Origin of the sequence: Legionella santicrucis (assembly GCF_001468135.1) — a bacterium.
GTDB classification, from domain to species: Bacteria; Pseudomonadota; Gammaproteobacteria; order Legionellales; family Legionellaceae; genus Legionella; species Legionella santicrucis.
The window spans coordinates 19,949-30,668 of sequence record NZ_LNYU01000053.1; the positions used below are offsets into that span (position 1 = coordinate 19,949).

Below are 10,720 nucleotides of genomic sequence, written 5' to 3' on the forward strand. Positions count from 1 at the left end.
TGTGTCATAGTACATCCGCCATTGATGCGTACTTCTTCACTCATGATACCTAGACGTTGTTTTAAACACGACAACGTGGATGAGGGACTGATGAGTTCGCAAACCGAACTTTTATATTATATAGCCAATTCACGAACGAATACCGCACTCCATTATATAGAAGAAGGTAATTATATTAACGATTACAGTATGGAGTTTGGTTATACACCCATTTTGCTTGCTTTATGTAAGGGATGGAATCATGTTGACTCTAGAAAGCACTCCTTAGCTCAAAAGCCAATTATTGAGGCGTTACTTGCCAAAAAAGCGCTTGAAGTAAATTGCATCCATTTAAGAAACGGAATGACGCCACTGCATATAGCTTGCTTAAGAAGTGATTGTCCTGAATTGATTAGGGCGTTACTAAAGCGGGGGGCTGATTGTGATGCACTTGATTATAAAGGAAGAAAGCCAGTTGATATGCTGCATGTGAGTGATGAGGAAATGCAAGAGATTCTATGTGAGCTTTCTGGGACATCAGATAATTCTTTCCATGCCTTTAAACAATATGACTATCTTTCTAAACAATCAGAAATAGCTACAATACCCACCTCGCAAGAACGTAAACAATGTATTCTAAACATTAGATATTTATTAGCTAAATCCGCTGTTCAAAAGATGATTCCAAGTTTTTTTGATCATAATTTGCACATATAACTTATGGTTCGAATCAATTGACGGGATAAATGATAGAACTTGTAAATTATAACAATAATAATGCTACACTCATTTTATAATTGAGAAAAGATGGCGCTGATTTGAAGATAGATCCAATAATCGCCACTCTTAAATGAGTTTATGATTTCCTTGATAAAGAGCATCATAAAATAGAAACCTTTCTTGTGAAAAGGTATCTATTTACTTAGAGTGCATAGCAATGAAATTTAATGTATATATTAAAATTTTGACTGCGTTTTTTGTGGTTTTTTTAATTTTTGTTTTGGCATTTTTTAAATATTTAAAGTCGGTTGAGACAGAGATAGTTATTAATGCTGGGAAAACGATGTCACAAGGACTTTTAATTAGTTTAGAAAATGAATTAATTAAAAACCCGGAATCAAACTGGGATGCAGTAATAAAGAAAAAGACAGATAATGTTGTTCATCTTATAACAATCAACAACCTAAAACTTAGTTCAACGCAAAATAGCCAATTAAATAATGGTGAGATAATTTTCTTGTCAGGTACAACCTATCAATTTCTCAACTTGGTCATTGTACAACATACGGCGTATAAAAAAATTGGTAATACCTCTTACGCATTAGCTTATTATTTTTCAGATCCAAGCCAAGTTATTTTCCATTATATGAATCCTGCGCTAAAGCAAATAGTTGAGCATTTATTATTAAAGCCTCAAAAGACGTGGAATCAAGAAATATTGAAGCTAGAAAAAATATATGGCTTTCCACTTCATGTTTATAAAACCAAGAGTAAGTACTTACCAAGTAATATAATTAGTTCTTTATCAACAACAAATCTAGTATTTGAAACAAATAAAAACACGTCATAAATTGGTATTATCTATTATGGTTTTAGTGGTGGAGTACTCAAAATTGGCCCACTCAGATATCTACCAATTACAGCAAGAATCAGTGACGTAATGTATTATTTTATAGTGGCTTTCTTTTTCTTATCTCTTTGTCTTATCGCATTTTTTTCATTGCTTTTTGTGAGAAATATGAAAAAGGTATATCAGATAACTAAAAATTTTAGCCAAGGAGACTTTGACTTTCATCGAAAAATAGGTACCACCTCTGTGTTGTATGAGCTTTATATAAATATCATCCACATGGGTGAGCGATTAAAAGAACTGATTGAATCACATAAACAAATGTGCCGGTTTGTCGCACATGAAATTAGAACTCCTTTGTCAACCATACAAATGGCGACAGATAGTATCAAAAGGAAAAACGTAGAAAATGTATTACTCAATAAACAGGTGAACAGCATACAAGAAGATATAGCAGACATGAACCGCATCGTCAGTACTTTTTTGATTTACTCAAAAATGCATGCAAGTGAATTAAAATTAAAACAGTCCAAGACAGATATAATATTATGGTTAAGAAAGTTATTAGCGCCTTATTCTTCATCAACATTCGAAATTACATTTCATGTTAACGAATTAAATTCTTTAGAAGCATACATAGATGAAAATATTTTAAAACATGCTGTTACTAATTTAATTACAAATGCGATGAAATTTGCAGTGCACCATATTTCTTTAGCCATTGCGCTGGATGATAATCATATTTTAATTCACGTAGACGATGATGGTCCAGGTTTATCGAATGATAGTGTGGATGACATTTTTTCTGAATATACGGTTGCCGAAGATGCTGAAATTGGAGATAAACATATTGGATTGGGATTAGCTATTGTTAAAAAAGTTGTTAATCTTCATGCAGGAAAGATCATAGCGACACAATCTCCGATATTAAAAGGCGCTCGATTCACAATTATACTTCCACGGCATAATCTAGCAAAATAATTATATTCCATAATTATCACCCTCAATGCAGAGAGTATTTACTCTGAGTTCATTAGCATAATTCTTTTATGATCTCCAAGATGGTTTAGGTGCTGTGTCAATATATTCTCTTTCTTTTACCCTCGATACCTCCGTGGATCTCATATAACCAGGCTGAGACTCTCTCAATTGTCTCACCTCGTCTTTATAGTGTAATAGAGATTTTGGTGAAGGCTGTTTCGATAAAAATTTATCACGACCACCGTGGATAAAACTAATGCTCATTAGATCTCCATCGAATCTTATTTTGAAAGATTGGTCCTGTTCAGGCAAAAACTCAGTCTCTGCTACCCGCACAAGTTTTATTTTTTGATCAAATTGCTTGAGTATCAAACTATCATTTCTGATAGACATCTCAATGTCATCGTTATAGGAGTTCTTATAATTTCCCATAAACGCTTTCAATGATAGGGTAAATTTTTTTTCCGGAAAGGGATGATGTACTGCCTTAAACCATTCTAAACGCCTCAGTTTAGTTTCATCCTCGGGTGATAACCCAAGGGCTTTTTCAAAATAATATCTCGCCTCTTCAAATTTATTACCTACTTCAGCAATTTTCCCTAACATCGTTTCTTGCCATCCTGGCTCATCGCTTTGAGTATAATGCAAATGTTTATAAAGCTCTTGCATGTTACCAATAGGAGATAAATCAGGAGAACTGAACACTTGATTAGCAATACTCATCCCATTTTCTGAATTGGTAAAAAATACGGCACCTTTTTTGGTTGTTATATTGATAGCAATAAAAGCTCGCGTATTGGGGTTTTCACCATATTGATATGCAATTACTTCATTTTCATGTCTATAGATATGCCAGCCCAAACCGCATGTTATGAGGTCATCAGTGCTCGCTGGTTCAAATGCTTGTTCGATGATGGGATCATTCATATTCTCTAACCATGCAACCATGAATTTCGAAAAATCATCCGCCGTTGTCAGTAGCGATCCAGCAGCATTTACGTGAGGCTCTCCTATATAGATTGAAGTTGGTTTTCCTAACTCAGTATGAACTGCTACAATATTGTCGTCATCCTCAGATGGTGGCATAAATGTAGAACGCCCCATGCCTAATGGACCAAACACATATTCTTGAGCCAACGTTTCTAAGTCTTTACCAATTTTAGCTTCGATGACTGTTTGCAAGTAAAGAAAAGCTTCGCCTGAATAGGAATATCCTTCACTCAGTTCCAGTTTAGGGTCAAAAATTAGTGTTGAAGATAAATTTGCTCCGAAATTCGGCAAGCCTGTAGTATGTGACAATACATGTCGAGCCGTTAATTCCTTTGCTTTTTTAGGGTATTTACCATCCACTAAGAATCGTTCATATTGCAGTATATTATGCAATGGTTCGTCCAAATCGATTTGTTTATCCTTGACCAGTTGCAATACCAAATAAGTAAAAACAATTTTGCTAAGGGAAGATGCTGGAAATCTGGTTTTATCATCTACGATTATTTCAGAGTCGGTTGATTGAGCATTTTTTTTGCCAACAGCTATTGAGGTTCTTACAAATTGATGTTTCTCTTTTTTTTGGTATGCGACACAAGCATAACTCACAGCAGGAACATGACCAAACTTAATTATTTCTTGTAATGCAGTCATTGAGGGAGGAGTAACCATATAGTTGAAGTCCACTTAAAAGTTCATTTTGATATTTTGATTTTATCAAGAATCTTCATTTCATATGTATATATATTGTACAAAAGTTTTCATTGAACATTATGCTTATATTGAGGGGTAGGGCATGAGTAGATCTGCGAGATAACTCGCGCAGCTACCTCATAGTAAAAACTCCCCAAGATTAATAAGATATTATGAACAGCGTATCACTTGTTAAAAAATAACAGTAGACGTGCAATATAGATAATATATAATATTTGATCAACTAAGGAGCAAGGTGGATTCTTCGAGATCCATTGGTTCTCATTTATAGCACTTCAATGATCACGAGTCTCAGCGATGATAAAGTATCTACTTCTTGTTTTTGTATTCTTTTGCTCCCAGGCATCATGGTCTACTGTTCATTATAAACACGTGAGTACTGATCGCACAGCGCAAACGTTATTTGATCAGGGCATGCTCAATTATTATGGTTATTTATATGTCCAGGCGGAATATAATTTTAGGCAAGCCTTGCAATATGATCCGAGATGCGGGATGTGTTATTGGGGAATAGCGGTTTCTAAAAAACAGCAGTTGATAGAACTTAATAAACCTTTTTCAAGGGTTGGCTTAGACGATATGAAGAACGCACGTCGTCTTGTTTCCTCCCAAAAGGAATTTCAATCTGATCTGATTCAAGCCACTATGAAGTCGTTCTCCATTGACCCAACACTTTCATCGCAGCAATTACAAATTCAATACATTGATGCATTGAGAAAATTATATCAAAAGTACAAATCCAATAAAGAATGGCGAGGGGAAAGCCTTGCTTTATTGGTGGATGCTCTTGCTTATTCTACAATAGAGGATGATGGTGAAGCGAGCCATTGCAGCCGTACTTCGAATCAAGACTATAAGCAAGAAGCGCTTCACTTATTGCGTCCCATCCTAAAGGATGCCTCTTACCCCGATCATCCTGGTTTGTTACACACCTATATTCATTTGGCAGAAAAAAATTTGAAAGACCCATTGGGAGAAATAGTTGCTCAAAAAATACCTGCTTTTTCTATGGGTAAAATTGCGCATTATACGCATATGCCTAATCATATTTATTGGCGAAGAGGTCGTTATAATGAAGCGATACAAGCGAACTTAGCGGCAATTGAGATAGACGATCAATATTTCAAAAATAATGGAGCTGGATTAAATTCTTATTATTATGAGTATCATTATTTACATTCTTATCAGTTTCTTACGGTGCTGAATGTGTTAACGAATAATGTCGATCAGTCTCTTTTTTATGCGCATACAGCAAAGGAGTTAATGGATGGTACTCGCCTTGATTCTTTAAAAGACTATCGCGATATTCTTTTTTCTTTAGAGCATCTGGTGCTTGCACGGTTTGGAAAATGGCATGAAATTCTATTGCTTGACATGCCGGAGGGAACAAAGGAACTAGGGACGCTTTTTATTCAGTTTAGTCAGGCCCTGGCCTATTTGCACTTGGGGAATGAAGAACAGTTTAATACATTATATTCACAGATTAAAAATCAAAAATACACCAAGGAAAGCAAGTCTGATTATCAAATCCTGGTGTTGAGTTATTTGACTGCGAGTCACATGAGTTTGCATCATGCTTCTTTAATTGACATTGAAAATGTCTTTGTAACAAACAATGTCAACACCATTGAAAAAAAATTATCGTCTATGAATCCACCTGTCTGGTTTTTCCCCTACTCGTTATTTTTGTCAGAAGCTGCCGTGGCGCGATCCGATTTACAGGCTGCGAAGAGGCATCATGTTGAATTCGAAAAAATATATCCTAATTCTACCTTGGGATATAGTGCGAATCCAAAATAAAAATAGGCTCTCCCGCAGTTTCTTCCTCGAGGAAAAATCAAGGCTAAAAAAGCCAGGAAAACAAGTCAAATGAGCTCGACTTCTTCGGCTTGTGGTCCTTTTTGACCTTTTCCTGGTTTAAATAAAACCGAGGCACCTTCAGGAAGTGATTTAAAACCGCTGCTTTGAATGGCACTGAAGTGCACGAAATAATCTTTACCGTCGCTTTCAATAAATCCGAAGCCCTTATCTTTGTTAAACCATTTTACTTTACCTCGAATTTTATCAGTCATGTTTTTTCCTATAAATTGAATGAGCTGTACTAGTTTCTTGCTATGTGGGCTTTGTGTCAATAGTCTTAAGAGTTTTACTCGGTATTTATTTTAATGAAATGATGCATTTCTCTTTTTAATCCAAAAAATTCTAGATTAGCTACCATTAATGTTTAGATTGATATTTTTTCAATAGGAGTATCTGCAGTTGGGAAGAGGCCACTTTGCCATAAAAAGATAAGGCATGGTCACACAGAAGGAGGGGAGTGGGGGAGTTTGTTAACAAGTATTGCACATTTATATTTGATAAATAACGCATATCTGTTTTTATGCATTTCGTTATATACTTCTTCGCACAGTAATTTCTAAGGATAGGATGATGAACAACAAAATATACTTATTACTTTCAGGGCTCATAATGGGTTTTACTGCAGCTTCGGCATATTCTAATGAGGGTGCTAATGACTTATGCAGCAAATTACCAGGACACTGGCAAGGTATTTATACAATAAAAAATTTAGATCATTGTGAAGCTTACAATGGATGTACTCATTTAATCATGGCTGATGCAACTTATCTTTCAGGTAATACATTTAGGTTGAAATTGTATCCTGCTGTTGGTCAGGGCGGTGAGTTTAAAATCCAATGCGAAAATGGTGTGATTACTTCACCTGTCAATCCAGGAAATAGCATTAAAGCCTCTTGTGACTCAATGAACCATTGTTTCGTAATTTATAGTGATCCTTTACTTACTTCTGAAATGGCAAAACTTTAGATACAATGAGTAGGGTATGCAAGCAAATTTAATTCAAATGGAGCCATTGTCTTTGCATAAAAGGCATCAATGGCTTCGAAGTAAATTCTTTAGCAAAGTTCGCACCTTGCTGTATTTTTTATCGCTTTTAGTTTTTAAGGAGCATCTGCAACTCGTTTCTGAATAAGGCTACTGATCTGTCGCTCTACTCATCTCCATCCCAGAAAGCTTAAAGTAGTGGAAGTTACATTTCTTACTATTTCTAAAGCATTTAAGCCATCATGTTTTACAGGTCCATGAAAGTCACAGATTTTAAAAATATCTTGATATAAATTGTAATGATTTTGGAAATCCACTGGATGATCTTGAGATTCTTTTGTTGCTAGATTCATCGCTTGACTTTTTATCTCACCTAATACTTTCTCCCAAGAAGGCGTTGCACCCGTTTCTTTGCTAAAGAAATTTCGTTGCGCGTATTTAAAAAAGGGAGTTCGTAGCTCAAGTGCATTGAGTGCTTTGTAAAAATCACTTAGCTTTTCTATAGTATCAGCTTGTTTAACAATATTGGATATAAGGGTTAAAGCTGCTACTCTTTCTTCTTTAGGAGATAAGTTCACATTAATTTTACTTTTTTCCTTCAAATATTGCTCAAATAAACTTTCTGCTAATTTAGCTTTATCACCATTGTCCAGTAAGCCTTGTGGCGTTTCTTCTAGTAAGGGTTGCTCTGCTTCTTTCAAAGAACTTTCTGCTAATTCAGCTTCACATATTTTATTATCACCGTTGTCCAGTAAACCTTGTGATGTTCCTTCTAGTAAAGATTGCTTTTCTTCTTTTGCCACACAATCTTCTAATTCATCATCCAAATGTGTATAGTACGAATCCATGGCATCTAAAATTAAACCAAATCTACCGCTATAGGTTAATTTGCGAATTTCTTCTATTTTATGTTGTTTAGAACTATCGGATAACAACAATGCTTGCATCTTAATAATGTTATCTAGAATCTCTGCACTTGCAGTATTGTACCTTATACTCCTTTCATACTCCGCGCGGTAATGTTTAAGGGCTTCACTAATAAGCGCTTTAGTATTTAATGGTTGATAGAAGTCAAATGGCTGTGTAGGCGTAATTAATGGGGTTATCTCTTTTCCAGGTATAAATTCGCGTTGTAACGCTTTCATTGCCTCAGTCACATTATAGCCATAATCAGCTTTAATAGCTGGTGAGAGCGAATAGACATTTTGGATAGAAATATTTGTATCTTTTTTTAACCAGAAATAAGGTGTCGGTCTTGCCCAAGACTCACCCTCGCGTGGATTTAGCGTTGTAAAATGTACATGTAGCTCTAAAGCTGCTATAAAAGAAATCTCCATATTTTTATAATAAGAATGCTGATTAATGATCTTATTTGTTTCTTCACGGTCTAATCCTACCTGATAAGCCCCATATTTAAGTGCCTCATTAAGTCGTTCTAAAAGAAAAGTAAACCGTGCAGGGCTCTCAAGTTCTGCCGCTGTGAGTGATACACCATAAAATGTTCGTGCTCCAGGTTTGGCTGTTTTTAGAATGTATATAGGAAAAAAAACCTTGATCATTCCATCCTTAGGGACTAAAGCATTAGGATTTGCTTCATCTTGAAAAGGCATTTCTGATTTATTAACATCCGTATTTGATGTTTTATTTTGATTCATTTGTTCAAGGTAGCCATACCCACTAGCTATTTTTTTAAATATTTCTTCATATTCAGAAATTAATTTTGCTTTATTGGGGTTATTATCATCCATTCTTATCCTATCTGGATGATAGTTTAGCGCTAATTTTCTATAAGCAGCTTTAATATTCTCCCAAGAAGCATTTCTATCAAGTTCTGCCTCTTGGAAAAAAAACGCTACATCATTTGGTATGTCTTTAATCTCATTCATTGCTTACTGTCCTTTTATTTTATTATGTGCCCTTATTTTAGTCTTTTTGATTTTTGGATATAACTGTTAAAAATTAACAGGTTACAAAATCAGAAAAATATGCAATTAGTGAAGGGGAAAATGTGACTTCAGAAGTGATGAAAACTAAATCCGGTAACATCATTGTTAAAGGACACATAAATGGTGCCAATTTCTAGAGCAATAGATGAGCACTAACTAGCAGATGAAATTATTTTTAAATTCACACACATAGAAAATTCCTTTAGCTGTGATCGTGGGGCTCTCTCAAGGAACGAGTTTGCAATGCCTAGGCAGATTCTCAGCACAAATATCGTCACCAGGTTGAAAGCGTATTTAAACATTTGGATGCCGCGAACAAGTTGTGGGACGTAGGTGGGGGGAAGATGAATTGGTCAACACGTCCTAATGTTATTAGGTTAAATCTCACTAGGTCTGATTATTTTGATAATCAGACTTAGTGAGATTTCCGTTCAGGTGGATTCAATTCGCTAATGCAACCACTACTTACCAACTTGTACGAATTATAGAGATAAGTTTCTTATTTTACTTTTATATGAAACCGGATTACACATAGGCTAAGGATTAGATCAACATAAATTAACTGAGATTATGAAGCAAAAAACAGGCTCCCATATCTGGCCACACATGCTGCGTCATATTCATGTGACACCTTTAATTAATGCTGATTGGGATACGTTACATCTAGCTCTGTAATACAGAAAATAATTCGAGAGTTATTGCCTGAAAAAAAGAAAATAATAGTGAGAAAAATTTGCTCCGTAACTCAAAATTATATTCATAATTATCCAGACCGAGAGTTTAATTATATTCTCCGGTTACTTACGATGAGAAATCAGAAAATCAAAAAAAGAAGGCTGCAAAGAAAAGCAGCCTTGAATAAAGTAGCCTTAGCTTATGTTAATTTTTAGTATCTTGCACGACGTGCCTGTTCCTGGGCTTCTTCGTTGGCCTCATTGACCTTATTCATGATAATATAAGTCACGTTCAATGGGAATTTTTCGACAGGCTGACCTTGTATCATGAGTGTACCACCAAAATATAAAACTCCCTCTGCTTTTTCACCATCAAGGTGAGCTTTCAGGTAGTTTAAAAACCGCCCTTCTTTTCCTCCTTGGATTAGCTTCTCATATTCTTTATTAAATAACTCAACCAAATCGTAATTTTGTGTATCATGGATCGCATAAATTGATCTTAAAAGCGAACTAAAAACAGACATATCAGAGGGACTAAATAGACTTGGTTTTCTAACCACTTTCGCTTTGAATCCATTCATTTCATTGAGTTTATGCATAACAATAGATGTAATAGCTAACGGGAATGTTTCCACCTGTTGTCCCTGAATAACCATAGTGCCAAAACGCAGCACTCCCGACGCTAATTGTGCATCTATATTTTTTTTGATGAAACGTAAAAACTCATCACCTTTATTTTGCTGCAGTAGTTTATTGTATTCTTTATTAAATTGAGTGATATCTTTTTGGTTACCTTCATCACTTATTTTATAGATTAATTTAAGGAGTGTTCTATAATGGAGTTGATCCATAACAATAGATGTAATAGCTAACGGGAATGTTTCCACCTGTTGTCCCTGAATAACCATAGTGCCAAAACGCAGCACTCCCGACGCTGATTGTGCATCTATATTTTTTTTGATGAAACGTAAAAACTCATCACCTTTATTTTGCTGCAGTAGTTTATTGTATTCTTTATTAAATTG

The 10,720-nt window shown here is 35.2% G+C and carries 9 protein-coding genes; 5 read left to right on the forward strand and 4 right to left on the reverse strand.

Annotated features, from left to right (window positions below):
• The 3 genes from Lsan_RS10920 to Lsan_RS22980 form a co-directional block, all read left to right on the forward strand.
• Window positions 1–696, forward strand: a 696-nt coding sequence (locus tag Lsan_RS10920) for an ankyrin repeat domain-containing protein (RefSeq protein ID WP_193392702.1), incomplete at its 5' end; no start/stop codon positions are given.
• 220 nt (window positions 697–916) lie between these two features.
• Complete coding sequence (locus Lsan_RS22975; protein ID WP_237762106.1) at window positions 917–1,549, forward strand: hypothetical protein; 633 nt, start codon at window positions 917–919, stop codon at window positions 1,547–1,549.
• Between the two features lie 168 nt (window positions 1,550–1,717).
• Entirely contained in the window at window positions 1,718–2,530 is an 813-nt protein-coding gene (locus tag Lsan_RS22980) for a sensor histidine kinase (protein ID WP_237762107.1), read from the forward strand.
• 66 nt (window positions 2,531–2,596) lie between these two features.
• Here the strand turns inward: Lsan_RS22980 and Lsan_RS10930 are convergent, their stop codons facing one another.
• A complete protein-coding gene (locus Lsan_RS10930; protein ID WP_237762108.1) occupies window positions 2,597–4,204 on the reverse strand; it encodes a serine hydrolase domain-containing protein in 1,608 nt (535 codons plus the stop codon).
• Window positions 4,205–4,528: 324 nt separating this feature from the next.
• Between Lsan_RS10930 and Lsan_RS10935 the strand changes: the two genes are divergently transcribed.
• Complete coding sequence (locus Lsan_RS10935; protein ID WP_058514428.1) at window positions 4,529–6,031, forward strand: hypothetical protein; 1,503 nt, start codon at window positions 4,529–4,531, stop codon at window positions 6,029–6,031.
• 65 nt (window positions 6,032–6,096) lie between these two features.
• Here the strand turns inward: Lsan_RS10935 and Lsan_RS10940 are convergent, their stop codons facing one another.
• A complete protein-coding gene (locus Lsan_RS10940) occupies window positions 6,097–6,303 on the reverse strand; it encodes a cold-shock protein (protein ID WP_058514429.1) in 207 nt (68 codons plus the stop codon).
• A 358-nt stretch (window positions 6,304–6,661) separates the two neighbouring features.
• Here Lsan_RS10940 and Lsan_RS10945 point away from each other — a divergent pair, with 358 nt between their 5' ends.
• Window positions 6,662–7,057, forward strand: coding sequence for a hypothetical protein (locus tag Lsan_RS10945; protein WP_058514430.1), 396 nt, complete (start codon window positions 6,662–6,664; stop codon window positions 7,055–7,057).
• Window positions 7,058–7,245: 188 nt separating this feature from the next.
• Here Lsan_RS10945 and Lsan_RS10950 read toward each other — a convergent pair whose 3' ends face one another.
• Window positions 7,246–8,961: a DnaJ domain-containing protein gene (locus Lsan_RS10950; RefSeq protein ID WP_058514431.1), complete on the reverse strand. Its 1,716-nt coding sequence runs from the start codon at window positions 8,959–8,961 to the stop codon at window positions 7,246–7,248.
• Window positions 8,962–9,907: 946 nt separating this feature from the next.
• On the reverse strand, window positions 9,908–10,720 hold an 813-nt coding region (locus Lsan_RS10955; RefSeq protein ID WP_193392703.1), incomplete at its 5' end, for a hypothetical protein.

Excerpts from the sequence above, each read along its gene's own strand:
- Lsan_RS10950 (WP_058514431.1), bottom strand. The coding sequence starts at position 8,961 with ATGAATGAGATTAAAGACATACCAAATGATGTAGCGTTTTTTTTCCAA.
- Lsan_RS10935 (WP_058514428.1), top strand. The coding sequence starts at position 4,529 with ATGATAAAGTATCTACTTCTTGTTTTTGTATTCTTTTGCTCCCAGGCA.
- Lsan_RS10945 (WP_058514430.1), top strand. The coding sequence starts at position 6,662 with ATGAACAACAAAATATACTTATTACTTTCAGGGCTCATAATGGGTTTT.
- Lsan_RS10940 (WP_058514429.1), bottom strand. The coding sequence starts at position 6,303 with ATGACTGATAAAATTCGAGGTAAAGTAAAATGGTTTAACAAAGATAAG.
- Lsan_RS22975 (WP_237762106.1), top strand. The coding sequence starts at position 917 with ATGAAATTTAATGTATATATTAAAATTTTGACTGCGTTTTTTGTGGTT.
- Lsan_RS22980 (WP_237762107.1), top strand. The coding sequence starts at position 1,718 with ATGAAAAAGGTATATCAGATAACTAAAAATTTTAGCCAAGGAGACTTT.